General features: G+C 63.7%; 23 protein-coding genes, 1 tRNA gene and 1 pseudogene. 15 read left to right on the top strand and 10 right to left on the bottom strand.

Features of this window, described 5'->3' with window-relative positions; translation table 11 throughout:
- Positions 1 to 396 (bottom strand): peptide-methionine (R)-S-oxide reductase MsrB, encoded by a 396-nt coding sequence (gene msrB, locus CAG34_RS11650; protein ID WP_085590101.1) that lies wholly within the window; start codon positions 394 to 396, stop codon positions 1 to 3.
- Positions 397 to 563: 167 nt separating this feature from the next.
- Here msrB and CAG34_RS11645 point away from each other — a divergent pair, with 167 nt between their 5' ends.
- Positions 564 to 1775, top strand: a complete 1212-nt coding sequence (locus CAG34_RS11645; protein ID WP_013971543.1) for a pyridoxal phosphate-dependent aminotransferase — start codon at positions 564 to 566, stop codon at positions 1773 to 1775.
- A 292-nt stretch (positions 1776 to 2067) separates the two neighbouring features.
- Positions 2068 to 2955 carry a protease HtpX gene (gene htpX, locus CAG34_RS11640; protein ID WP_003259721.1) on the top strand — a complete coding sequence of 296 codons (888 nt, stop codon included), beginning with the start codon at positions 2068 to 2070 and terminating at the stop codon, positions 2953 to 2955.
- 169 nt (positions 2956 to 3124) lie between these two features.
- Here the strand turns inward: htpX and CAG34_RS11635 are convergent, their stop codons facing one another.
- Positions 3125 to 3775 carry a thiopurine S-methyltransferase gene (locus CAG34_RS11635; RefSeq protein ID WP_085590099.1) on the bottom strand — a complete coding sequence of 217 codons (651 nt, stop codon included), beginning with the start codon at positions 3773 to 3775 and terminating at the stop codon, positions 3125 to 3127.
- 101 nt (positions 3776 to 3876) lie between these two features.
- On the opposite strand from CAG34_RS11635, the gene CAG34_RS11630 reads away from it, so the two are divergent.
- A complete protein-coding gene (locus CAG34_RS11630) occupies positions 3877 to 4644 on the top strand; it encodes a class III extradiol ring-cleavage dioxygenase (protein ID WP_085590097.1) in 768 nt (255 codons plus the stop codon).
- 190 nt (positions 4645 to 4834) lie between these two features.
- On the opposite strand, the pseudogene CAG34_RS11625 reads toward CAG34_RS11630, so the two are convergent.
- Positions 4835 to 6548: pseudogene (locus CAG34_RS11625) on the bottom strand (DEAD/DEAH box helicase).
- Between the two features lie 406 nt (positions 6549 to 6954).
- A complete protein-coding gene (locus CAG34_RS11620; protein ID WP_025338183.1) occupies positions 6955 to 7710 on the bottom strand; it encodes a spermidine synthase in 756 nt (251 codons plus the stop codon).
- A gap of 116 nt (positions 7711 to 7826) precedes the next feature.
- Here CAG34_RS11620 and CAG34_RS11615 point away from each other — a divergent pair, with 116 nt between their 5' ends.
- The gene (locus tag CAG34_RS11615; RefSeq protein WP_003247094.1) at positions 7827 to 9173 is read left to right on the top strand and encodes a class II 3-deoxy-7-phosphoheptulonate synthase; all 1347 of its coding nucleotides are present in this window, start codon (positions 7827 to 7829) and stop codon (positions 9171 to 9173) included.
- A 794-nt stretch (positions 9174 to 9967) separates the two neighbouring features.
- On the opposite strand, the gene CAG34_RS11600 is transcribed toward CAG34_RS11615, so the two are convergent.
- Positions 9968 to 10186, bottom strand: coding sequence for a DUF1127 domain-containing protein (locus CAG34_RS11600; protein ID WP_085590093.1), 219 nt, complete (start codon positions 10184 to 10186; stop codon positions 9968 to 9970).
- A gap of 96 nt (positions 10187 to 10282) precedes the next feature.
- Between CAG34_RS11600 and CAG34_RS11595 the strand changes: the two genes are divergently transcribed.
- Complete coding sequence (locus CAG34_RS11595) at positions 10283 to 11134, top strand: LysR substrate-binding domain-containing protein (protein ID WP_061552405.1); 852 nt, start codon at positions 10283 to 10285, stop codon at positions 11132 to 11134.
- Between the two features lie 94 nt (positions 11135 to 11228).
- On the opposite strand, the gene CAG34_RS11590 is transcribed toward CAG34_RS11595, so the two are convergent.
- Positions 11229 to 11978, bottom strand: coding sequence for a sulfite exporter TauE/SafE family protein (locus CAG34_RS11590; protein ID WP_025338180.1), 750 nt, complete (start codon positions 11976 to 11978; stop codon positions 11229 to 11231).
- A gap of 114 nt (positions 11979 to 12092) precedes the next feature.
- Here CAG34_RS11590 and CAG34_RS11585 point away from each other — a divergent pair, with 114 nt between their 5' ends.
- From CAG34_RS11585 to CAG34_RS11575, 3 genes are all read left to right on the top strand, one after another.
- Positions 12093 to 13046: a LysR family transcriptional regulator gene (locus tag CAG34_RS11585; RefSeq protein ID WP_025338179.1), complete on the top strand. Its 954-nt coding sequence runs from the start codon at positions 12093 to 12095 to the stop codon at positions 13044 to 13046.
- 58 nt (positions 13047 to 13104) lie between these two features.
- Positions 13105 to 13560 (top strand): MarR family winged helix-turn-helix transcriptional regulator, encoded by a 456-nt coding sequence (locus CAG34_RS11580; RefSeq protein ID WP_025338178.1) that lies wholly within the window; start codon positions 13105 to 13107, stop codon positions 13558 to 13560.
- 141 nt (positions 13561 to 13701) lie between these two features.
- Entirely contained in the window at positions 13702 to 14130 is a 429-nt protein-coding gene (locus CAG34_RS11575; RefSeq protein ID WP_085590091.1) for an organic hydroperoxide resistance protein, read from the top strand.
- A 217-nt stretch (positions 14131 to 14347) separates the two neighbouring features.
- Here CAG34_RS11575 and efp read toward each other — a convergent pair whose 3' ends face one another.
- Both efp and earP read right to left on the bottom strand, forming a co-directional pair.
- Entirely contained in the window at positions 14348 to 14917 is a 570-nt protein-coding gene (gene efp, locus CAG34_RS11570; RefSeq protein ID WP_013971530.1) for an elongation factor P, read from the bottom strand.
- Positions 14918 to 14965: 48 nt separating this feature from the next.
- Positions 14966 to 16093 carry an elongation factor P maturation arginine rhamnosyltransferase EarP gene (earP, locus tag CAG34_RS11565; RefSeq protein ID WP_085590089.1) on the bottom strand — a complete coding sequence of 376 codons (1128 nt, stop codon included), beginning with the start codon at positions 16091 to 16093 and terminating at the stop codon, positions 14966 to 14968.
- A gap of 130 nt (positions 16094 to 16223) precedes the next feature.
- Here earP and CAG34_RS11560 point away from each other — a divergent pair, with 130 nt between their 5' ends.
- A complete protein-coding gene (locus tag CAG34_RS11560) occupies positions 16224 to 16622 on the top strand; it encodes a hypothetical protein (protein ID WP_085590087.1) in 399 nt (132 codons plus the stop codon).
- 2 nt (positions 16623 to 16624) lie between these two features.
- Positions 16625 to 17095 carry a GreA/GreB family elongation factor gene (locus CAG34_RS11555; RefSeq protein ID WP_085590085.1) on the top strand — a complete coding sequence of 157 codons (471 nt, stop codon included), beginning with the start codon at positions 16625 to 16627 and terminating at the stop codon, positions 17093 to 17095.
- A 115-nt stretch (positions 17096 to 17210) separates the two neighbouring features.
- Here the strand turns inward: CAG34_RS11555 and CAG34_RS11550 are convergent, their stop codons facing one another.
- Complete coding sequence (locus tag CAG34_RS11550; RefSeq protein ID WP_085590083.1) at positions 17211 to 18149, bottom strand: LysR family transcriptional regulator; 939 nt, start codon at positions 18147 to 18149, stop codon at positions 17211 to 17213.
- Between the two features lie 118 nt (positions 18150 to 18267).
- Between CAG34_RS11550 and CAG34_RS11545 the strand changes: the two genes are divergently transcribed.
- The 4 genes from CAG34_RS11545 (at position 18268) to CAG34_RS11530 (ending at position 23333) form a co-directional block, all read left to right on the top strand.
- Complete coding sequence (locus tag CAG34_RS11545) at positions 18268 to 19017, top strand: 3-oxoacyl-ACP reductase family protein (RefSeq protein ID WP_085590080.1); 750 nt, start codon at positions 18268 to 18270, stop codon at positions 19015 to 19017.
- 243 nt (positions 19018 to 19260) lie between these two features.
- Positions 19261 to 20448, top strand: a complete 1188-nt coding sequence (locus CAG34_RS11540) for an MFS transporter (protein WP_085590078.1) — start codon at positions 19261 to 19263, stop codon at positions 20446 to 20448.
- Between the two features lie 220 nt (positions 20449 to 20668).
- Positions 20669 to 21049 carry a hypothetical protein gene (locus CAG34_RS11535; protein ID WP_085590076.1) on the top strand — a complete coding sequence of 127 codons (381 nt, stop codon included), beginning with the start codon at positions 20669 to 20671 and terminating at the stop codon, positions 21047 to 21049.
- Between the two features lie 139 nt (positions 21050 to 21188).
- A complete protein-coding gene (locus CAG34_RS11530; RefSeq protein ID WP_085590074.1) occupies positions 21189 to 23333 on the top strand; it encodes a TonB-dependent siderophore receptor in 2145 nt (714 codons plus the stop codon).
- Between the two features lie 185 nt (positions 23334 to 23518).
- On the opposite strand, the gene CAG34_RS11525 is transcribed toward CAG34_RS11530, so the two are convergent.
- Positions 23519 to 23608, bottom strand: a tRNA-Ser gene (locus tag CAG34_RS11525).
- Between the two features lie 198 nt (positions 23609 to 23806).
- On the opposite strand from CAG34_RS11525, the gene CAG34_RS11520 reads away from it, so the two are divergent.
- A complete protein-coding gene (locus tag CAG34_RS11520; RefSeq protein WP_085590072.1) occupies positions 23807 to 24496 on the top strand; it encodes a crotonase/enoyl-CoA hydratase family protein in 690 nt (229 codons plus the stop codon).
- Positions 24497 to 24511 lie beyond the last annotated feature (15 nt).

Here is a 24511-nt window from a genome sequence, read left to right as displayed (position 1 = left end):
TCAGTCGCGCGGGCGCAGGTCGATGCACACCGAGTTGATGCAGTAGCGCAGGCCGGTCGGTGGCGGGCCATCGGGGAATACGTGGCCCAGGTGCGCATCGCAGCGGGCACAGGTGACTTCGGTGCGGATCATGCCGTGGGAGGTGTCGCGGATCTCGATCATCGCGCTTTCCTCGATGGGCGCGTAGAAGCTCGGCCAGCCGCAGCCGGAATCGAACTTGGTCTGCGCATCGAACAGTGCCAGGCCACAGCAGATGCAATGGTAGATGCCGTCGCGGCGCTCGCTGTTGTACTTGCCGCTGAACGGCCGCTCGGTGCCCTTGAGGCGGCACACCTGGTACTGCTCGGGGTCGAGCATCGACCGCCATTGTTCCAGGGTTTTCTCGATCTTTTGCATGTAGGGACCTCGGCAGGCTGAATTTCACTGCGCACCGTCTTTTCCGGGGCGCGGGTGGCACGTATATTAGTTGGCTTCGTGTGCCAGGCGTTCAGTCTGGCACCCGCTTCCTGCCCTTTCAAACCTTTCGGCGGGGCGTAGCGCGTTTTCTCAATCGGGATCCCATCATGCAGTTCAGCAAATCGAACAAGCTCGCCAATGTCTGCTACGACATTCGCGGCCCAGTGCTCAAGCACGCCAAGCGCCTGGAAGAGGAAGGCCACCGCATCCTCAAGCTGAACATCGGCAACCCGGCGCCGTTTGGCTTCGAGGCGCCTGACGAAATCCTCCAGGATGTGATCCGCAACCTGCCCACCGCGCAGGGCTACAGCGACTCCAAGGGCCTGTTCAGCGCGCGCAAGGCGGTGATGCAGTACTGCCAGCAGAAGCAGATCGAAGGCGTCGGTATCGAGGACATCTACCTGGGTAATGGTGTGTCCGAGCTGATCGTGATGTCGATGCAGGCGCTGCTCAACAACGGCGACGAAGTGCTGATCCCGGCCCCCGACTACCCGCTGTGGACCGCCGCCGTGAGCCTGGCCGGCGGCAAGCCGGTGCACTACCTGTGCGACGAGCAGGCCGACTGGTTCCCCGACCTTGAGGACATCAAGGCCAAGATCACCCCGAACACCAAGGCCCTGGTGATCATCAACCCGAACAACCCGACCGGCGCGGTGTACTCCAAAGAGCTGCTGCTGGGCATGCTGGAACTGGCCCGCCAGCACAACCTGGTGGTGTTCTCCGACGAGATCTACGACAAGATCCTGTACGACGAAGCCGTGCACATCAGCACCGCCTCGCTGGCCCCCGACCTGCTGTGCCTGACCTTCAACGGCCTGTCCAAGTCGTACCGGGTGGCGGGCTTCCGTTCCGGCTGGCTGATCATCTCCGGGCCCAAGCACCACGCGCAAAGCTACATCGAAGGCATCGACATGCTGGCCAACATGCGCCTGTGCGCCAACGTGCCGGCCCAGCATGCCATCCAGACCGCGCTGGGCGGCTACCAGAGCATCAACGACCTGGTGCTGCCGCCGGGCCGCCTGCTGGAGCAGCGCAACCGCACCTACGAGCTGCTGAACGACATCCCGGGCGTGAGCTGCGTCAAGCCGATGGGTGCGCTGTATGCATTCCCGAAGATCGACCCGAAGGTTTGCCCGATTCACAACGACGAGAAGTTCGTGCTCGACCTGCTGCTGTCGGAGAAGCTGCTGATCGTTCAGGGTACGGCGTTCAACTGGCCGTGGCCGGACCACTTCCGCGTGGTGACCTTGCCGCGGGTGGATGACCTGGAGGCGGCGATTGGCCGGATCGGGAATTTCCTGAAGGGTTATTCGCAGTAAGTGATGGCCCTGGGGGCGCTTTGCGCCCCTTTCGCGACACAAGGCCGCTCCTACAGGATTACGCGATCAGTTGTAGGAGCGGCCTTGTGTCGCGATGGGCTGCAAAGCAGCCCCAAAACCCCACAGGACGTTTCTTACATCCTGCAACGCTCTATCCCACAGCCCCCGCGCCATCCTCTGCCATACTCCGCCGTACACAGTTTGAAATAGTCGCCCGATTGAATCGGCACGGCCGGCCCCTTATATACCCCGCAGTAAGCGACAACTCATCCGTCAGGAGAACGTAACAACCATGATGCGCATTCTGTTGTTTGTAGCCACCAACCTCGCGGTGGTGCTGGTTGCAAGCATTACCCTGAGCCTGTTCGGTTTCAACGGGTTCATGGCCGCCAACGGGGTCGACCTGAACCTCAGCAGCCTGCTGGTGTTCTGCGCCGTGTTCGGCTTTGCCGGCTCCCTCGTCTCGCTGTTCATCTCCAAGTGGATGGCGAAGATGACCACCGGCACCCAGATCATCAGCCAGCCGCGCACCCGCCACGAACAGTGGCTGCTGCAAACGGTCGAAGAGCTGTCCCGTGAAGCGGGCATCAAGATGCCCGAGGTGGGTATCTTCCCGGCGTACGAGGCCAACGCCTTCGCCACCGGCTGGAACCGCAACGACGCGCTGGTAGCCGTGTCCCAGGGCCTGCTGGAGCGTTTCTCGCCCGATGAAGTGCGCGCAGTGCTTGCCCACGAGATCGGCCACGTGGCCAACGGCGACATGGTCACCCTGGCGCTGGTGCAAGGCGTGGTGAACACCTTCGTGATGTTCTTCGCACGCATCATCGGCAACTTCGTCGACAAGGTGATCTTCAAGAACGAAGAAGGCCAGGGCATTGCCTACTACGTGGCGACCATCGTTGCCGAGCTGATCCTGGGCATTCTGGCCAGCATGATCGTGATGTGGTTCTCGCGCCGCCGCGAATACCGCGCCGACGAAGCCGGTGCACAGCTGGCCGGTACCGCGGCGATGATCGGCGCCCTGCAGCGCCTGCGCGTGGAGCAAGGCCTGCCGGTGCACATGCCCGACACCATGAAGGCCTTCGGCATCAATGGTGGCCTGAAGCACGGCCTGGCCGGGCTGCTGATGAGCCACCCGCCGCTGGAAGACCGTATCGAGGCCCTGCGCCGTCGCGGTTGATCCAACCGGTAAAAACAAAGGGCGACTTCGGTCGCCCTTTTTTGTACACCTGTGCCGGCCTCTTCGCGGGCTCGCCCGCTCCCACAGGTTCACCACATACCTTGAGGATTGTGCAGTACCTGTGGGAGCGGGTTCACCCGCGAAAGGGCCGGTGCAGGCTACACACCTGTCATCGGCTGACCCGGTAAACCCGCTCCAACAAACTGGAAGCTCCGGCCTGCAGGAACTTCGGGCTTTCCTCAATCACCTCCACAGCCCCCAGCTCATCCACCTGCCACCCGGCAAATCCTTGCCGCAGCTCCTCATCCTCCACCGAAAACGGCGGCCCGCCCAGCAAAGCCTGGTCATAATCCAGAGTCACCACCACCCCCTGACAACTCGTCGGCAGCAAGCCCGACAACAGCTGCATGTAAGCCACACGCATCTGCGGCGGCAGTGCAATCACCGCCGCCCGGTCATACAGCCCCGCGCAGTCGCCGATATCCCCTGCCTGCAACGCAAAGAAATCCCCACACCAGAGCTCCACGTCACCACTGCGCCAAACCTCGAAAGCCCCGCGCTGTTGCACCTCGGCTTCAAGCCCATGCTCGCAAAAGAATGCCTCCACCGCGCGCCGCGACAGCTCTATGCCCAACACGCGGTGCCCCTGCCCGGCCAGCCAGGCCAGGTCCAGGCTCTTGCCGCACAACGGCACCAGCACGCGGCTGCCCGGCGCCAGGCCAAGCGTTGGCCAATACTTCTGCAGATAGGGGTTCACCTGCGCCTGGTGAAAGCCGATCTGGTTGTCGGCCCACCGCTGCTGCCAGAACGCTGGCTCCATGATCACTCCCGATTTTTAGATGGTTTGTCGGTAAAAGTTGGTTTGGATTTCGATCTGTAGTTGATCGAAGATGAGTGCATCTTAACCGTCAGGACCCCGCCATGCTGCCCAGCCTGTTCATTTCCCATGGTTCCCCCATGCTTGCCCTGCAACCCGGCGCCAGCGGGCCGGCGCTGGCCGGGCTGGCCAACGCCCTGCCCCGGCCGAAATCGATCGTGGTGGTGTCGGCGCACTGGGAAAGCCGCGAACTGCTGGTTACCGGTAGCGCACGACCAGAGACCTGGCATGACTTCTACGGTTTCCCACCGGCGCTGTATGCGGTGCAGTACCCGGCGCCGGGCGACCCCACCCTTGCCGGGCAGGTCAGTGAACTGCTGCAGGCTGCCGGGCTGCCTGCCCGGCTGGACGCGCAGCGGCCGTTCGACCACGGCGCCTGGGTACCGCTGTCGCTGATGTACCCGGATGCGAATATTCCGGTGGTGCAGGTTTCACTGCCCAGCCACATGGGGCCGGCGCTGCAGGTCAAGGTAGGCCAGGCGTTGGCGGGTTTGCGCGACCAGGGCGTGCTGCTGATCGGCTCGGGCAGCATTACCCACAACCTGGGCGAACTGGACTGGCATGCCGGGCCGGATGTGATCGAGCCTTGGGCACTGGCGTTCAGGGATTGGGTGGTGGAAAAGCTGCGGACGGATGATCAGGAAGCGCTGCTGGGTTATCGGCAGCAGGCGCCGTTTGCGGTGCGTAACCATCCCAGTGATGAGCATTTCCTGCCGCTGTTCTTTGCCCTGGGGGCTGGGGGCAAGTTCGGGGTGGTGCACCAAGGGTTTACCTTGGGGGCGTTGGGGATGGACATTTATCGGTTCGACTGAAGATAGCCGGGGGCGCTTTGCGCCCCTTTCGCGACACAAGGCCGCTCCTACAGGCGTTACGCGTCACCATGGAGTACGCGATCCCTTGTAGGAGCGGCCTTGTGTCGCGATGGGCTGCAAAGCAGCCCCAAAATGGCACAGGCAAAAAAAATCCCCGACCTGAGCCGGGGATTTTTTCATTGCGCCAGGATCAATCCTCGCGGTAGCGACGCAGCTTCAGCTGCTTGCCGGCCACGCGGGTGTCCTTGAGCTTGGACAGCAGCTTCTCCAGGCCATCTTCCGGCAGCTCGACCAGGCTGAAGCTGTCGCGCACCTGGATGCGGCCAATGGCGTCACGGGCCAGGCCACCTTCGTTGAGGATCGCACCCAGCAGGTTCTTGGCAGCGATGCCGTCACGGGCACCCAGGGCAGTACGGCAACGCACACGGCCTTCGGCCAGCGGCATCGGCGCACGGCGCTCGCGGTCACCACGCTCCGAGCGCTCGCCACGCTCACCACGCTCGGTACGCTCACCACGCGGGGCGAAGCTCGGCACCAGCGGCTGCTCACGCTCTACCGCAGCCAGGTCCAGCGCCTGACCATTGGTGGCCTTGCGCAGCAGGGCAGCAGCCAGGGCACGCGCGCTGCAACCCAGGTCGGCGGTCAGGCGGTCGAACAGCTCGCCGTGGGTGGCTTCCGCTTCGGCAACCAGCGGCGCCAGGCTCGAAGTCAGCTTCTTGATGCGGGCGTCCAGCACGGCCTGGGCATTCGGCAGGCGGGCTTCGGCAACTTTCTGCCCGGTTACGCGCTCGATCACCTGCAGCATGCGGCGCTCACGCGGGGTGACCAGCAGCAGTGCACGGCCATCGCGACCAGCACGGCCGGTACGGCCGATACGGTGTACGTAGGACTCCGGGTCGTACGGCATGTCGACGTTGAACACGTGAGTGATGCGCGGTACGTCCAGGCCACGGGCAGCGACGTCGGTAGCGACAACGATGTCCAGGCGGCCATCCTTGAGCGAGTCGATCACGCGCTCACGCTGGTTCTGGGCGATGTCGCCGTTCAGCGCGGCAGCCTTGTAGCCCTTGGCTTCCAGCGCGGAGGCCAGGTCCAGGGTGGCTTGCTTGGTACGCACGAAGGCGATCAGCGCGTCGAACTCTTCCACTTCCAGCAGACGCAGCACAGCCGGGATCTTCTGGTCGGCGTGGACCATCAGGTGGGCCTGCTCGATCGCGGTAACGGTCTGGGTCTTGCTCTGGATCTTGACGTGCTTGGGCTCGCGCAGGTGGCGTTCGGCGATCGAACGGATCGACGACGGCAGGGTGGCGGAGAACAGCACGGTCTGGCGGCTGGCCGGGATGGCATCGAAGATCACTTCGAGGTCGTCCATGAAGCCCAGCTTGAGCATCTCGTCGGCTTCGTCCAGTACCAGGTACTGCACGGTCGACAGGACTTTTTCGTCACGACGCAGGTGGTCGCACAGACGGCCCGGGGTGGCCACGACGATTTGCGCGCCGTTGCGGATCGCTCGCAGCTGTGGGCCCATCGGGGCACCACCGTAGACGGCGACCACGTTCACGCCCGGCATCTGCTTGGCGTAGGTTTCGAAAGCGGTAGCAACTTGCAGCGCCAACTCACGGGTTGGCGCCAGGATCAGGGCTTGCGGTTCGCGCTTGCTCACATCGATCTTGTTGAGGATCGGCAGGGCGAAGGCAGCGGTCTTGCCGGTGCCAGTCTGCGCCTGGCCGATCATGTCGTGACCGGCGAGGATGATCGGGATCGATTGTTGCTGAATGGCGGACGGCTCTTCGTAGCCGGTCGCCAGAACGGCAGCAACAATATTCGGATTGAGATCGAGAGCGGCGAAGCCGCCGGTTTCCTGGGTCATGGGTCTGCCTCTAGGTGCATCCGCAAAGACCCATGCTCCAAAGCTGCACAAGCCATGAAAGACCGACAGGTCACCCAGGCAGCTTTGGCGGCGGGGATTTGCGAAAACGATTGAAAAAGAAAACGTGGGAAAGTCCGCCTAGCGGACGTGCAGCCGAAGCTGGACTCGGAGGGTTTGCACCACCTGATTTTGCGGTCCGCTAAAAGACCGGCGCGTACTATACCCGAAATCGTGCGCAGACGTGAGGAATATTTTCAGGGTGCCTGGCCAGTGTCGGGCCATCAATCACCTGGAGCTGAATCGATAATTCTTTATTGCCTGTATCGGCCTCATCGCCGGCAAGCCAGCTCCCACAGGGACAGCGCATGGCTTGAGGCCAACGCGGTCGGTGTGGGAGCTGGCTTGCCGGCGATAGGGCCAGCAGCCTCGCCACAGATTCATCAGGTAGCCGGCCGAATCTCGCGGATCAGCCCCTCGAGGCTGTACCCCAGGCGCGGCGCCAGCGCCTCGGCCCGGGCTTTCAGCCCATCCAGGTCCAGCGTCTGCTCCAGGTCCGCCGGCACCAGCAGGATCACATTGCCCTCCTTCACCGGCAACTCCCAGTAATGCCGGTGGTACAACCCGCGCAGCAACGCCGCGCCCAGCGGCTTGCCATCGTCGGTGGCCCACTGGTTGATCACCAGCCAACCACCCGGGTTCAGCTGCTGCTGGCAGTTCTCCAGGAAGTTCCACGCCAGGTGGCCCACCCCCGGCCCATGGTCGGTGTACAGGTCGACGAACAGCAGGTCGGCCTTCTCCGCCGTGGGCAACAGCTCCAGGGCATCGCCGATACGTACATACAGCCGCGGGTCGTCGTCCAGGCCCAGATACTCCATGGCCAGGCGCGGTACGTCCGGGCGCAGTTCGATGGCCTCGATGTCGTCCAGCGGCAGGAACTTCATACAGGCCTGGGTCAGCGTGCCGGCACCCAGGCCGAGAAACAGCGCGCTCTCCGGCTGCTCGTGGCACAGCGCCCCCACCAGCATGGCGCGGGTATAGTCGTACTCCAGCCAGCTGGGGTCGGCCGTGAACACGCAGCTCTGCTCGATTGCATCGCCGAATTCCAGAAAGCGGTAGTCGTCGACTTCATACACGCTGATGACGCCAAAGGCATCCTCCACCCGTGCCAGTAGCCGCTCTTCCCGTTCCGCCGCCATGCTCACCACCCACCCGCGCAAAAACGCGCATTGTCCGTCAACACCCTCGATGCAACAAGCGCAGCGCCAACTGTTACCATGGCCCATAGCCTACAACCGACAAGACCGAGCCCGAGATGAACCAACCGTGGAGCCCCGACAGCTGGCGCGCCCTGCCGATCCAGCAGCAACCGACCTACCCCGATGCCGCGCACCTGCTGAAGGTCGAACAGACCCTGGCCAGCTACCCGCCGCTGGTGTTCGCGGGCGAGGCGCGCGAGCTGCGCCGGCAGTTTGCCGAGGTCACCGAAGGCCGCGCCTTCCTGCTGCAGGGTGGCGACTGCGCCGAGAGCTTCGCCGAGTTCTCGGCGGCGAAAATCCGCGACACCTTCAAGGTGCTGCTGCAGATGGCCATCGTCATGACCTTCGCCGCCGGCTGCCCGGTGGTCAAGGTCGGGCGCATGGCCGGGCAGTTCGCCAAGCCGCGCTCATCGGGCGATGAAACCATCGGCGACATCACCCTGCCCGCCTACCGTGGCGACATCGTCAACGGCATCGGCTTCGACGCGAAAAGCCGCATCCCCGACCCGGAGCGCCTGCTGCAGGCCTACCACCAGGCCACTGCCAGCCTCAACCTGCTGCGCGCCTTCGCTCAGGGCGGGTTTGCCGACCTGCACCAGGTGCACAAGTGGAACCTGGACTTCATCGCCAACTCGGCGCTGGCCGACAAGTACCACCAGCTGGCCAACCGCATCGACGAAACCCTGGCATTCATGCGCGCCTGCGGCCTGGACAGCGCGCCGCAGCTGCGCGAAACCAGCTTCTTCACCGCCCACGAAGCACTGCTGCTGAACTATGAAGAAGCCTTCGTGCGCCAGGACAGCCTGACCGGCGACTACTACGACTGCTCGGCGCACATGCTGTGGATCGGCGACCGCACCCGCCAGCTGGACGGTGCCCATGTGGAGTTCCTGCGCGGCGTGCACAACCCGATCGGGGTCAAGGTTGGCCCGAGCATGAACCCCGAAGAACTGATCCGCCTGATCGACACGCTGAACCCGGCCAACGACCCCGGGCGCCTGAACCTGATCGTGCGCATGGGCGCCGGCAAGGTCGGCGACCACCTGCCGGGGCTGATCCGCACGGTCGAGCGCGAAGGGCGCAAGGTGCTGTGGAGCTCCGACCCGATGCATGGCAATACCATCAAGGCCAGCAGCGGCTACAAGACCCGCGACTTTGCGCAGATCCTGGATGAGGTGAAACAGTTCTTCCAGGTGCACCAGGCCGAGGGCAGCCATGCCGGCGGCATCCACATCGAGATGACCGGGCAGAACGTCACCGAATGCATCGGCGGTGCCCGGCCGATCACCGAGGATGCGCTGTCCGACCGCTATCACACCCACTGCGACCCGCGGATGAATGCCGACCAGTCCCTGGAGCTGGCGTTCCTGATCGCCGAAACCCTCAAGCAGGTGCGGCGCTGAGTGCTTTTCGCTTTTCGCTTTTGATCTTGCTTCTAGGCGCGCGATAGTTCAGGCGCCGCCGATTGCGACTTCAGGAGGCCGAGCGAAGGGCTTGCGGAGGGAGGTGACGGGCATGGATGCCCGTCAAGCGCTGAGGCCCCATGGATGGGGCCTGCAGCGCGTACTCCCGGGAGCGAGCCCGTAGCGAGGGAACCCCGAAGCGCAGCGTAGGGGCCGGATGATGGGAGCGAACGGTTTTTGGTTCCTTTTTGCCACGACAAAAAGGGACCCGCCGTAAGGGCGGAAGGGTGAGCCAGCGTCGCCATCGCAAATGGACTGTTCGCCCTATCAAAACCGGCGCTTAAGCTTTTGGCTTTTGGCTTTTGGCTTTTGGCTTTTGGCTTTTGGCTTTTGGCTTTTGGCTTTTGGCTTTTGGCTTTTGGCTTTTAGGATGGGGGCATCCAAACCAAGCAGACATTCATTCGCGATGGTGGCGCAAAATCACCTTTCCGCCCTTACGGCGGGTCCCTTTTTGTCGTGGCAAAAAGGAACCAAAAACCGTCGGCTCCCATCATCCGGCCCCTCCGCTTCGCTCCGGGGTCCCCTCGCTACGGGCCTGCTCCCGGGAGGACGCGCTGCAGGCCCCATCCATGGGGCCTCAGCGCTTGACGGGCATCCATGCCCGTCACCTCCCTCCGCAGCCCCTCCGCTCGGCCTCCTGAAGTCGCAATCGGCGGCGCCTGAACTGTCGCGCGCTTAGAAGCAAAAGCAAAAGCCGAAACGAGCAAGAGCAAGAGCTGCTGCCACGCTTGGCATCACTTACTCAGCGGGTCATCCCAAAAATGCCGCTCGGCCTCCTGCTGGATATCCGCCCGGCTCAACCCCAGGTCGTGCAGGGTCGCATCACTCAGGCTGGCCAGTTCCTGGCGCTGGCGGTACAGCTGCAGCCAGCGCGCCGGGCGCTGCAGGGCGGTATGCCACAGGTGGTTCAGGGAAAAGGCAGGTTGCTGGATGCTGCTGACATGACCTTTCATCGTGAAGCCCTCCGTGTTGATGGCTCCAGTCTCCTGCCAGGCATAAGATCAATCCAACGAATGTTTCTGATGCCATGCATCTCGGAGATTGATGCAATGTCCCAGTACCAGAGCCTCGATGCGGACGTATTGCGCACCTTCGTGGCCATCGCCGAGCAGGGCGGCTTCACCCGCGCCGGCGAGGTGGTCAACCGCACCCAGTCGGCGGTGAGCATGCAGATGAAACGCCTGGAAGAAGACATTCTGCAGCGCCAGCTGTTCGAGCGCGACGGCCGCCAGGTGCGCCTGACCGCCGAAGGCCAGGTGCTGCTCGGCTATGCGCGGCGCATCCTCAAGTTGCATGGGGAAGTGTTCAACACCCTGCGCATGCCGCACATGGTCGGGGTCGTACGCATCGGTACGCCGGACGACTATGCCATGCGTTTCCTGCCGACCATCCTGTCGAGCTTTGCCCAAGCCTACCCGCTGGTGCAGGTGGAGGTGCATTGCGACTCCTCCAAACAACTGATGCTGCGCCAGGACCTGGACCTGACCATCGTCACCCGTGAGCCGGGCAACGAGATTGGCCAGCTGCTGCGCCAGGAACGCCTGGTCTGGGCCGCCGCGGAAGGCTTCTGCCCGCAGGAGCAACGCCCCATGCCGGTAGCCTTGTTCAACACCGACTGCTTCTGCCGGGCCTGGACCTGCAATGCCCTGGAGGCCCAGGGCATCGACTACCGCATCGCCTATACCAGCCCGAGCCTGGCAGCGATCTTCGCCATTGTCACCGCTGGGTTGGCGGTGACCGCACAGTTGCAAAGCCTGATTGGCGGGAATATCCGCATTCTGGGCGAGAGCGAAGGGTTGCCGCAGTTGCCGGTGGCCAATGTGATGCTGGTGCGCAGTACCCAGAACCCTTCGCCGATTACCGATTGCATGGCCGACTACATTGTCGAAGGGTTCAAGTAACTTGGGGCTGCTGCGCAGCCGCTCCTACAAGGGCACGCGATCCCCTGTAGGAGCGGCCTTGTGTCGCGATGGGCCGCAAAGCGGCCCCAAAATCTCAAAGCTCGAACCCGAGCATCACCGCACACCCCACCAAAAACACACAGAACATCGCCCGCAACACCTTCTCCGGCAACGCATGGGCCAATTTCACCCCCCAGCTGATACTCAGCAGGCCGCCCACCGCCAATGGCACCCCCACCCCCCAGTCAACACTGTGGTGCACCCCGTAGGTCACCAGGGTTACCAAGGTACTCGGCGCCGCCAGCGCCAGCGACAGCCCCTGCGCCACCACCTGGGTGGTACCGAACACACTGGTCAGGATCGGCGTGGCCACCACGGCCCCACCCACCCCGAACAAGCCGCCCATGGTGCCGGCAAAGCTGCCCAGTACACCCAGCCACGGCCAGGCATAGCGCAACTCGGCGCTGGGCGGCGTCACCTTCATGAACATCCGCGCCACGTTCCACACCGCCAGGGCCACCAGGAAGCCGACAAAGCCCAGGCGCATGGATTGCGCATCCAGCCCCACCGCCCAGATCGACCCCAACCAGGCGAACACGAAACTGCACAGCGACAACGGCACCGCATGGCGCAGCTCGATGCGGTTACGCTGGTGATAACGCCACAGCGCCAGCAGCACATTGGGCACTACCATCACCAGCGCCGTGCCTTGCGCCAGTTGCTGGTCCAGGCCGAACAGCACGCCCAGCGCCGGAATCGCGATCAGCCCGCCGCCAATGCCGAACAGGCCACCCATGGTCCCCAGGGCTGCGCCCAGCACGATATACAACAACCACTCGATCATCAGGGGCCTCATCCGCCTTTACACATAATGCGAGCATGCTAACGATTGCGGGCTGGCGGGGAAACGCACAGCAGCGCACAATGGCTGTGCGTTTTTCGCAAAAGCAAGGCAGCCATGAGCCCCGATACCCTGACCGACCAGCTAAGCCTGTTCCTCGATGTGCTGGAAACCGGCAGTTTTTCTGCCGCCGCCCGCCGCCACCCGCTGACCCCGTCCGCCGTGGCCCGGCGCATCGACAACCTGGAAAGCGCCGTGGGCAGCCGCCTGTTCACCCGCAGCACCCACGCCGTGCGCGCCACACCTGCAGGCAACGCCTTTGCCGAACGGGCCAGGCGCATCATCGAGGAGCTGCGCCTGGCCCGCGCCGAAGCGGTGTCGCTGAGCAATGCCCCCGAAGGCCTGATCCGCATCGACGCCCCCGCCGCATTCGGCCGCCGCCACCTGGCCCCGGCCATCGCCGATTTCCTGGTCGCCTACCCGGGCCTTGATGTGCAACTGCGCCTGATCGACAGCTTCGTCGACCTGCATGGCAGCCACCTGGGCGAGGTCGACCTGGTGCTGCGCGCCGGCCCCCTGGCCGACACCCGGCTGGTCGCCACGCCATTGGCCTACATGGTGCGCATCGCCTGCGCCAGCCCGGCCTACCTGGCCAGCCGCGGCATGCCCACCTGCCCCAGCGAACTGCCCGGGCACGACGGCCTGGACTGGGACGGCCTGGCGCCGCCATTCGCCTGGCGTTTCAACGTGGCCGGGCAAACCCGCCTGTACCGCCCCTCACGCATGCGCATGGCCGCCAACAACGCCGAAACCCTGCTGTTCGGTGCCCTCGCCGGTTTAGGCATAGCCCACCTGCCCACTTGGCTGATCAGTGAATACCTGCTGCGTGGCGAGCTGATACCTTTGTTTTGCGACGGTGGCTTGCCCCAAGCGGAAACCAGCGGTATCTACGCGCTTCGCCTGGAACATGAAACGAACTCTCGCAGTCGTTTGCTGCTCGAATTTCTCAAGAGCCGCTTCAGCCCGATTCCACCCTGGGACCTGGCCTTGCGCAGTGAACTGCGCGAATAAAGCGCGCACTAACGATCCGCGTGCCAGACTTTCCCATTGATTACCTTCAAGGACCTGCATGAACGCCAACACCCAAGCCTCCTGTGACGAGCTGCTGCTGGACAACCAGGTCTGTTTCGCCCTGCACTCCACCTCGTTGCTGATGACCAAGGTCTACAAACCGCTGCTGCAGGCCCTGGGCCTGACCTACCCGCAGTACCTGGCCATGCTCGTGCTATGGGAGCACGACGGCCTGACCGTAGGCGAGATCAGCCAGCACCTGCTCACCGACCCCGGCTCGCTGACCCCCCTGCTCAAGCGCCTGGAAAGCGAAGGCCTGCTGCAGCGCAACCGCAGCCGCGAGGACGAACGGGTGGTACTGGTGCAGCTGACCGACAAGGGCCGCGCCTTGCAGCAGCAGGCCAAAGAAGTGCCGCAGTGCATCCTCAAGGCCAGCGGACGCAGCCTGGAACAGTTGCAACAGCTGCAGGCCGACCTGCTGGCGCTGCGCGAGAACCTGCAGAAAACCCTCTGACAGCTATGCTGTGCAATGGCCGTTCGGATGAGCGGTGACGATTTATCTTGCGCGCTAACTAATTGCGCGCTAATTTAAATCCCACACCAACCCGCGCCTTCCTCCAGACGGGGAGCGCACAGCACATTAGCGAGGCTCAAGATGCAAAAGGTCACTCCGCTGTACATCGCAGAAGCTACCTCCACCGGTGGGCGCGACGGCAAGTCCCGTTCCAGCGACGGCAAGCTGGTGGTCAGCCTGAGCACCCCCAAGGAACTGGGCGGCGCAGGCGGTGACGGCACCAACCCCGAGCAGATGTTCGCCGCCGGTTACTCGGCGTGCTTCATCGGTGCCCTGAAGTTCGTGGCCGGGCAGGAGAAAAAAGCCCTGCCGGCGGACGCCTCGATCACCGCGAAGGTGGGCATCGGCCAGATTCCAGGTGGTTTCGGCCTGGATATCGACCTGCACATCAACCTGCCGGGCCTGGCCCAGGCCGATGCTGAAGCGCTGGTGGAAAAGGCGCACAAGGTGTGCCCGTACTCCAACGCCACCCGCGGCAATGTGGATGTGCGCCTGCACGTGACCGTGTAAGGCTGTGGGAGCGGCCTTGCGTCGCGATGGGGCGCGAAGCGGCCCCGGAATCTCGGGGACACCTTGAGATCGCCGGGGCCGCTTTGCGGCCCTTTCGCGACACAAGGCCGCTCCCACAAAAGTAAGAGCGAGAGCAAGAGCAAGCATCGAGAACTGCAAAAATGCAGGCATGAAAAAACCCGGCCAAGGCCGGGTTTTTTGCGTTTCACAAGAAGGATTACTTCTTGGAACGGCCTTTGAAGCTGTTGTCGCGAGTGTCGATATCGATCCACTCGTCGATCTGGATGAAGTCGGCAACCGAGATCTCGGTACCGTTCTTCAGCTTGGCAGGCTTCATGACCTTGCCCGAGGTGTCGCCGCGTGCAGCGTTCTCGGTGTAGACAACCTGGCGGCTGATGGTGGTCGGCAGTTCAACCGATACCAGGCGGCCTTCGAAGAACACGGCTTCGCAGACGTCTTCCATGCCTTCTTCGATGTACGGCAGAACGGCTTCGATGTCCTCGGCGTTCAGTTCGTACATGGTGTAGTCGGTGGTGTCCATGAAGGTGTATTCGTCACCGTTGATGAACGACAGGGTCGCTTCTTTGCGATCCAGGATCACGTCGTCCAGCTTGTCGTCTGCACCGTAGACAGTTTCGGTCTTGTAGCCGGTCAGCAGGTTCTTCAGCTTGGTCTTCATGATCGCGCTGTTACGGCCCGACTTGGTGAACTCAGCTTTTTGAACCAGCCACGGGTCGTTGTCGATCCGCAGGACGGTACCGGGTTTCAGTTCTTTACCAGTTTTCATTACGAAGTATCCGAATCTGGATGGATTTATAAAAATCGAGGCCGCGTATCATAGCGAATTTCGGTAAAAGTGTACTAGCGCTGTGGCAAGGTCCGGCTGAGCGGCCTGTCGCGCGGCCCAAAGCCGGGCATGCTGCTGCAGTTCCGGCCAGTGCTGGCGTGCCGCCTGCCAGGCCTGGCCCATGTCGCGGTCCATGTTCCAGGCACGCCACAAGCCAAGCAGGGCGGCATCGGCATCGCCTGACAACCCGTGTCGATAATGCGCCAGAAACGCTTCGAGCTTTTCCCAATGGGCATTCTCGTCCTGCACGTAGATGTGCCAAAGCATCGGCTGCCCGGCCCACTGCGCGCGCACGAACGAGTCTTCGCCGCGCACGGCATTGAAATCACAGCTCCACAGCAACCGGTCGTAGTCGTCCTGGCTGACGAAAGGTAGCACCTGCACGGTCAGCGCCCCTCGCTTGCGCACGCTGCCCACTTGCAGGGCCGCCTCGCCAAGCCACTGGCCGAGCCCCGCGACAACGCGCCCTTGCGGCACCAGCAGGTGGCAAGGTTGCTCGCCTGAGGCCAGGGCATCAAGCCAGTTGCCCAGTTGCGGGTTTTCGTAGGCGAACAGGGAAATCAGCAATGTCCCCGCTTCAGGGTTTACGCCAAGCCCCTGCAAGAAGGCCTGCCGTGCGCCTTGCTGGAACGCATCACGCCGCGCCAGCAGCGAGCCCTCGCGCAGCAGGCCACCGGTCTTTTCGGTAAAGCCGGGAAAGAAAAATACCTTGCGCAAGCCATTGGGCTGCGGCGAAGGCAAGCCATGGCAGCCCTCCACCCAGTCCTCGGCACTGAGGTATTCGAGGTTCAACCACAGCGGCGGCTTGGCGCGAGCACGCATTGCCTCTACGTAAGCTGCTGGCAACTGGCAGGCGAAGGCACCGATTACCACATCAGCCGGCGCCACCGGCAACCAGGTCACCGGCCACTGGCGCACTTCCACACCGTGTTGCCACTGCTGTGGGACGGTGGCATTGGCCCCGGGGCACATGGGCGTGAACGCATTGAGGTCATCCACCCACAGGCGCACTGCCAGGCCGTGCTCGGCCACCAGCTGCCGTGCCAGGCGCCAGGTCACGCCTATATCGCCGTAGTTGTCGACGACGCTGCAGAAGATGTCCCAGGTGGCTTTCATGTGCCCTGCCCTCGCCCAGCGGAAAAACCGCGCATTCTGCGCATAAATTGTCGCTGACAAAAGCACCTGCACGGAAAAATGCCCAGGCGCATGCGACAATGCACCCCGAACACCCTGCCAGGAGGCTGCCATGCCGCGCCACCGTGAACTGAAGATCACCCTCAAGCCGCTGCCGTTGATCGCGTGCGTTGCCTTTGGCCTGTGGCTGGGCGCCGTGGCGATCGCCGCCAGCCTGTGGCTGGCCCTGCAACTGTGGCCACAGCAGGTACAGCCACTGGCCCAGGCCGTGGCCCCCGCCGCGTACCGGCCTGCCGCGCCGCCAGCGCCAGCCCCTGCGGCGGATGCCCAGGCGGAAATGTTCGAACGCTACAAGGACATCCTGCACAAGCAGGAGCTGCAACAGGCCGCCGAGGCCGCCCAGGGCAACCCGCGCAACCTCAACAGCCCCAAGTGCCAGTTCTGGCTGCAGCAGAACCGCACCGCGCCCACCGACAAAAGCCAGGCCAACGTGCTGGAGTTCTGTTACTGACCATGGACAAGCCCAGCCTGCTGGCGCAGATCGTCGCCACCCTCGAGCATGACCTGGATGTGCTGACCCGCGCGGCGCAAACGGCGTACGAAGCCGCCACTGCCGAAGAGAACATCGCCGAGAACAAGTACGACACCCTGGGCCTGGAAGCCTCGTACCTGGCTACCGGCCAAGCCCGCCGCAGCGCCGAGATCCGCAAGGCGCTGGTGACCTACCAGCAACTGCTGCTGCGCGATTACGACCCGGCACGCGGGGTGCAGGTGAGCAACCTGGTAACGCTGGAGGATGAAGATGGCGGGCAGCGCCGACTGTTCCTCGGGCCTGAGGCGGCGGGGTTGAAGATTGGCGAGGGGGATGGGCTGGTGACGGTGATTACCCCGCGCTCGCCGCTGGGGCAGCAGTTGATCGGCAGGAAGGTTGATGATGAGGTGAGCCTGGGGGCACAGGCATTGTTCATAGTCGATGTTGTCTGAACCGGCCCTATCGCCGGCAAGCCGGCTCCCACGGGTGCAGCGTTGATCTCGGGGTTGTCGCTGTACCTGTGGGAGCTGGCTTGCCGGCGATAGGGCCGCTACAGGCAATACACATCTAAAGGATTTGCAAGGCATCGAACCGCCGCGCCAACCCCTGCTCTTCGAACTGTTCCACCACAAAATCGATAAACGCCCGGGTCTTGCCCGGCAACAGCTTGTGCTCGGCGAAATACAGGCTGATATGCCCATCGTCCACGTACCAGTCCGGCAGCACCCGCTGCAGCCGCCCGCCTTCCAGGTACGGCACTGCAAACGGCAGGCTCACCAAGGCAATCCCCAAGCCCTGCTCGGCCACCGCGCAAGCCGCATCCGAATCGCTCATGGTCATCGTCTGGCGCAACTGCAATGGCTGCTGCACCTGCCAACGGCTGGTCAACGGCCATGAACGCACCCGCCCGGTCTGCGGCGAGCGGATCAGGATACCGTCATGCCGTTGCAATACCTGCGGGTCGTCAATCGGCGCGTGCCGGCCCAGGTACGCCGGCGCCGCCACCAGCACCCGGTGCGCCGGGGTCAGCTTGCGCGCCACCACCCCTGGCGGCAGATCGAAGCCACCACCAATCGCCGCATCGAAGCCCTGGCCGATCAGGTCGACCTGGCGGTTGTCGAAATGCCAGTCCGGGGTAATGGCCGGGTAGCGACGCAGGAACTCGGCCAGCAATGGCAACACATACAAGCGCCCGAACACCGTACCCATGCTCACCCGCAACAACCCGGCCGGCTGGCCTTCGCTGCTGGCCAGGTTGGCCACGGCGTACTGGATGGTGCGGAAGCTGTCACTGACCTCCCCCAGAAATCGCTGCCCGGCCTCGGTCAGGGTCAGCTTGCGGGTACTACGCTGGAACAACCGCACCCCCAGGCGCGCTTCCAGCTGGGCAACATGCTTGCCCACGGCAGCCGGGGTAATGCTGAGGCGCCTGGCGGCCTCGGCAAAGCTGCCGACTTCGGCACTGCGGATGAAGCATTCCAACGCGTTGAACGATTCCATGGCCATGATTGGCAACCAAAGGTTTACTCTGCTGATAGTGATTGCCATCTTATCAGCAGGTAATCAAGCGCCGATACTGCGCCCATCCAAGGCATTCCGGCCTGGCTTCCAGCAGGAGATCAGCATGTCCAAGCAACACACCCTCGAAGGCAAAGTAGCCCTGGTACAGGGCGGTTCCCGCGGCATTGGTGCAGCCATCGTGCGACGCCTGGCCCGCGAAGGCGCACAGGTGGCCTTCACCTATGTCAGCTCCGCCGGCCCGGCGCAGGCGCTGGCTGAGGAAATTACCGAAAACGGCGGCAAGGCCCTGGCCCTGCGGGCCGACAGCGCCGACGCGGCGGCCGTGCAACTGGCCGTGGATGACACTGTGAAGGCCTTCGGCCGGCTGGATATCCTGGTCAACAACGCCGGTGTGCTGGCGGTAGCGCCGGTGACCGAATTCGACCTGGCCGACTTCGACCACATGCTGGCGGTGAACGTGCGCAGCGTATTCGTCGCCAGCCAGGCCGCGGCACGCTACATGGGCCAAGGTGGGCGCATCATCAACATTGGCAGCACCAATGCCGAACGCATGCCGTTTGCCGGCGGCGCCCCCTATGCCATGAGCAAATCGGCGCTGGTCGGCCTGACCCGCGGCATGGCCCGTGACCTGGGGCCGAAAGGCATTACCGTGAACAACGTGCAGCCAGGGCCGGTGGACACCGACATGAACCCGGCCAGCGGCGAGTTCGCTGACAGCCTGATCCCGCTGATGGCGATCGGGCGCTATGGCGAGGCGGATGAGATTGCCAGCTTCGTGGCTTACCTGGTGGGGCCTGAGGCGGGGTATGTCACTGGGGCCAGCCTGACGGTCGATGGCGGGTTTGCTGCCTGATTGAAGGGTTGCCTGTTCCGGCCTCTTCGCGGGCGCGCCCGCTCCCACAGGGATATCACAGGCCGCGAGCCCAGTGGTGTACCTGTGGGAGCGGGTTTACCCGCGAAGAGGCCAGCACAGGCTCAACCGATCCCCAACCTCCAGCCCCCCTCCCCCTGCCCTGCTCTGCCACACAATGCATTGATGTAGTGCCCGACACTTTCCGATAATCCCCCCTTTACTCCTGCCCGCCACGAGAACTGCATGAACGCCCCCACTCTCAGCCGCGCCCTGATCCTGCTGATGGCCACCGCCACCGGCCTGGCCGTGGCCAGCAACTACTATGCGCAACCACTGCTGCACAGCATCGCCCAGCAGTTCGGCCTGAGCACCGCCAGTGCCGGCAGCATCGTCATTGCCGCGCAACTGAGCTATGGCGCCGGCCTGTTGCTGCTGGCGCCGCTGGGCGACCTGTTCGAGCAGCGCCGGCTGATCACCGTGATGACCGCCATTTCCACCCTGGGCCTGATCATCAGCGCCTGCGCACCGAGCCTGCCCTGGCTGATCCTTGGTACGGCGCTGACCGGGCTGTTCTCGGTGGTGGCGCAGATCCTCGTGCCCATGGCCGCGACCCTCAGCGAGCCACACCAGCGCGGGCGCGCGGTCGGCACGTTGATGAGCGGGTTGCTGCTGGGCATCCTGCTGGCACGTACCGCCGCCGGGTTCATGGCCGAACTGGGTGGCTGGCGCAGCATCTACGTGCTGGCTGCAGTGCTGATGGCCATCACCGCCGTGGCGCTGTACCGCAGCCTGCCGCAACACCACAGCCATGCCGGGCTGAAATACCCGGCGCTGATCGGCTCGGTGTTCCGCCTGTTCGTCGAAGAACCGGTGCTGCGCCTGCGCTCGCTGCTCGGCCTGCTGGCATTCAGCCTGTTCGCCCTGTTCTGGACGCCACTGGCGTTCCTGCTGGCGAAAGGCCCGTACCACTATTCGGACGCGGTGATAGGCCTGTTCGGCCTGGCCGGAGCAGCGGGTGCGCTGTCGGCCAACTGGGCCGGGCGCCTGGCCGACCGTGGCAAGGGTTCGCTGGGCACCACCGTGGGCCTGGTGGTATTGCTGCTGTCGTGGGTGCCGCTGGGCTTTGCCGAGCAATCGTTGCTGGCCTTGCTGCTGGGCGTGCTGATGCTCGACCTGGCAGTGCAACTGGTGCACGTGAGCAACCAGAACGCGGTGATTGCCCTGCGGCCCGAGGCGCGCACGCGGCTGAATGCCGGGTATATCACCTGCTACTTCATTGGCGGGGCATTGGGGTCGTTGCTGGGCACGCAGTTGTTCCAGCGCCAGGGCTGGATGGGGATTGTGGTGGCCGGGTTGGTGATTGGCGGGCTGGCGTTGCTGGCGTGGGGTTTGGCCGAGCGCAAGCGCAGGAACGCTTTGCAAGCGGCCTGAAAAATCTTTGTTGGATTCTTCGCGGGCACGCCCGCTCCCACACGTTTGTCACTGGCATGAAGCATGTGATGTACCTGTGGGAGCGGGCGTGCCCGCGAAGAGGCCATCAGCCATGGCGACAATGCACCGCACGACCCTCCGTCGCATGGCCGTTGACTTGCCTGCCCGGGCAGCGCTCAGTAGGCGCTGGTCAATGCCCTTTCCCTGACAGGACGACGTTATGACAAGACTCACGGTGCAATCCGGCGATTTCTTGCAAGGCGAAGGCGAGTATCGCAACGGATCGCTCACACTCAAGACCCCGCGCAGCCCCTCCCCGGGCGAGCGGATTTCCCTGGCACGCATCAGCGAGCTGCGGCTGGCCAGCCTGGAATCCAGCCGTAGCCTGGGCAGTGCCCTGGGCTGGGGCGTGGCCGGGGCCCTGGTGGCCGGGCCGGTGGGGTTGCTGGCCGGGCTGTGGCTGGGTGGCAAGGAAGAGGAAGCCACCTTCCTGGCCACCTTCAAGGACGGGCGCAAGCTCATGGCCATTACCGATGGCAAGACCTGGTCGAAGATCGATGACAACTGGCGGCAGCACAGGCGGCCGGCCCGCAGAGGCTGACTGGATATCGCAGGGCCCGGATCGTTTTATGTTGAAGGCGGCTGTAAGATGCCGCCTTTTTCATGGCCTGTGCCGGCCTCTTCGCGGGTGAACCCGCTCCCACAGGGATATCACTGCACCTGAGGATAGTGATTTTCCTGTGGGAGCGGGTTTACCCCCGCGTCACCCCCGCCTGCCCCTGAGCCTGCTCAGCCTGGGCCTGGCCCTGCATTGCCCCCATGTGCTTGCCGAAGACAGCGTGCTACTGGCCCCGCTGCAGGTGTCCGACACCTACACCAACGACGGCTACCAGGCACGCCAGGCAGCAGTAGGCGGCTTCCAGCCCGCGCCCCTGCTCGACACCCCGGCCTCGATCAGCGTGTTCAGCCAGCAACTGCTGGAAGACCGCCAGGTGCGCCAGCTCAGCAAGGTGCTGCAAAGCGACGCCTCGGTGGGTGAAAGCTATGCCCCCATCGGCTACTACGAAAACTTCAACGTGCGCGGCTTCGAGCTGAATGCCGCCAGCAGCTACCGCATCAATGGCCAGACCATCGCCGGTGAGCAGAACGTGGCCCTGGAGAACAAGCAGCAGGTGGAGCTGCTCAAGGGTTTGTCCGGGCTGCAGAGCGGCGTGTCGGAGCCGGGCGGCCTGATCAACTACGTGACCAAGCGCGCCGAAGACGTGCGCAGCGTCACGGTCTCGACCAACGAACAAGGCGAACGCTATCTGGCCACCGACCTGGGCGGCTGGTTCGGCAACGAGCGGCAGTTCGGCCTGCGGGCCAACCTGGCCCATGAAGACATCCGCTCCTACGTCGACCACGCCGACGGCAAGCGCGACTTCGCCTCGCTGGCCTTCGACTGGCAGATCAACCCGGATGCCACCCTGCAGCTGGATGCCGAATACCAGCACCGCGAACAGCGCTCGGTGCCGGGTTACCAGCTGCTCGGTGGCAGCGAAGTACCCCATGGCATCGACCCCGACGACCGCCTGGCCTACCAGCACTGGGCCAAGCCAGTGCAGAACGATTCGCTGAACCTGGGTGGGCGCTTCGAGTACCGTTTCAACGAAGCCTGGACCGGGGCCTTGAGCGCCTCGCGCAGCAAGGTGGTGATCGATGACTACAGCTCGTTTGCCTGGGGCTCGGGCGAAGGCGCGTTCTTCGGCAGCAACGGCGACTACGACATCTACGACTTCCGCAGCCCCGACGACACCCGCCGTACCGACGAGGCGCAGGCCATGCTCAACGGGCGTTTCGATGCGCTGGGCGTGGGGCATGAGCTGACCGTGGGCACCAGTGCGCAGCGGCGCACACTGGATCAGCGCCCCAGCTATATGGAATGGGTAGGTACAGGCAACATCTACACGGGTGCACCGGCCTTTGACCCATCCGACAAGCCCATCAGGTCTAGCGAACGTCGCCTGGACAGCCGCCAGTACGGGTTGTTCGTGAGCGACCGCATCAGCTTCAACGAGCACTGGCAGACCGTACTGGGTGCCCGTGAAGTACGCCTGGACGAGAAAACCTGGAATGAGGACGGCGTTGCCGGTCGCCATACCCGGCAGTACGAGTTGCTGCCCAACGCCGCGCTCATCTACAAGCCGCAGCCGGATACCACGGTATATGCCAGTTATTCCAAAGGCCTGTCGGCAGGCGGCACCGCACCGTGGTTCGCCGAGAACAAATTCGAAATCCTGGCACCGACGACCTCGCACCAACTGGAACTGGGCCTCAAGCATGACTGGCAAGGCCTGAGCTTCAGCGCCGCACTGTTCCAGATACGCCAGGCATACCAGTACGCGCGCCCGGACGGCGCCGGCACTTTCACCTACGTGCAGCAAGGCCAGGAGAAGAACACCGGCCTGGAACTGGGCGCCAGCGGCTGGGTGACCTCGAACCTGCAGGTGCAGGCCAGCGCTGCGGCGATTCGGGCGCGGGTGCAGAACAGCGACACCGATGCCTATGAAGGCCACCAGGCGATCAACGTGCCCAGGTTCCGGGCGGCGCTGCAGGCGGAATACACCCTGCCGATACCGGGCTTGGCACTGCTGGGCGGGGCGCGCTACAGCGCCAGCAAGTATGCGAGCCAGGCGGGGAATGTGGAAGTTGGTGGGTATACGGTGTTCGATGTGGGTAGCCGCTACCGCACGCGCATTGGAGGGTATGACACGGTGCTGCGGCTGACTGTGGATAACGTATTCGACAAGCGTTATTGGCGTGATGTGGGGGATTACCTGGGGGATAACTACCTGTTCCAGGGGGCGCCGCGGACGGCTCGGCTGTCGGCTTCGGTTACCTTCTAGACTTTTTGGGGCTGCTTTGCAGCCCTTTCGCCGGCAAGCCAGCTCCCACCTCGACCGCATTGACCTTAAGCCATGCGCAACCCCTGTGGGAGCTGGCTTGCCGGCGATTGGGCCGCAAAGCGGCCCCAAAGGGCGTGAAAACAAAAAGCCCCCGGCTTCTCAGCTCGGGGGCTCTTCGTAGAATGTGGCGGTGAAGAAGGGATTTGAACCCTTGATACGATTTCTCGTATACACACTTTCCAGGCGTGCTCCTTCGACCACTCGGACACTTCACCGTTTCTCTTCAAGCCTTGCAGCCTGTCGAGGTGCGCTAATTTAGTGAAAGACTTTCCCTTTGGCAAGCATTTTTTTCAATTTTTTCATGCATTTGCACTTGAGCCCCGGCGAACGCTGACCGACCAGTCAGCCTTACTGCTTTACCTCGCCCCTGGCGCTGGGTAACGTCGTCGCCACGCCAACAAAAGGACTCTGCCATGAGCGAGCTGATTACCTACCACGCCGAAGACGGCATCGTTACCCTGACCCTGAACAACGGCAAGGTCAACGCCATCTCGCCAGACGTCATCGCCGCCTTCAACGCCGCGCTAGACCGCGCCACGCAGGAGCGTGCGGTGGTGATCATCACCGGGCAGCCGGGCATCCTGTCTGGCGGCTACGACCTCAAGGTGATGACCAGCGGCCCCAAGGAAGCAGTCAGCCTGGTCACCGCCGGTTCCACCCTCGCCCGCCGCCTGCTTTCGCACCCGTTCCCGGTGGTAGTCGCCTGCCCGGGCAATGCCGTGGCCAAGGGTGCCTTCCTGCTGCTGTCGGGCGACTATCGCATTGGCGTCGAAGGGCCGTACAAGGTGTGCCTGAACGAAGTGCAGATCGGCATGACCATGCACCATGCCGGCATCGAACTGGCCCGCGACCGCCTGCGCCGCTCGGCCTTCCACCGCTCGGTGATCAATGCCGAGGTGTTTGACCCGCAGGGCGCGGTGGACGCAGGCTTCCTCGACAAGGTCGTGCCGGCCGAGCAGTTGCAGGAAGCGGCACTGGCGGCGGCGCGAGAGCTGAAGAAGCTGAACATGCTGGCGCACAAGAACACCAAGCTGAAGGTGCGCAAAGGGCTGCTGGAAGCGCTGGACAAGGCGATCGAACTGGACCAGCAGCATATGGGTTAGCCGGGCCGGCCTCTT

Origin of the sequence: Pseudomonas sp. B14(2017) (genome assembly GCF_002113255.1) — a bacterium.
Taxonomy (GTDB): domain Bacteria; phylum Pseudomonadota; class Gammaproteobacteria; order Pseudomonadales; family Pseudomonadaceae; genus Aquipseudomonas; species Aquipseudomonas putida_Z.
This window is presented reverse-complemented; position numbering and strand designations above follow the sequence as displayed.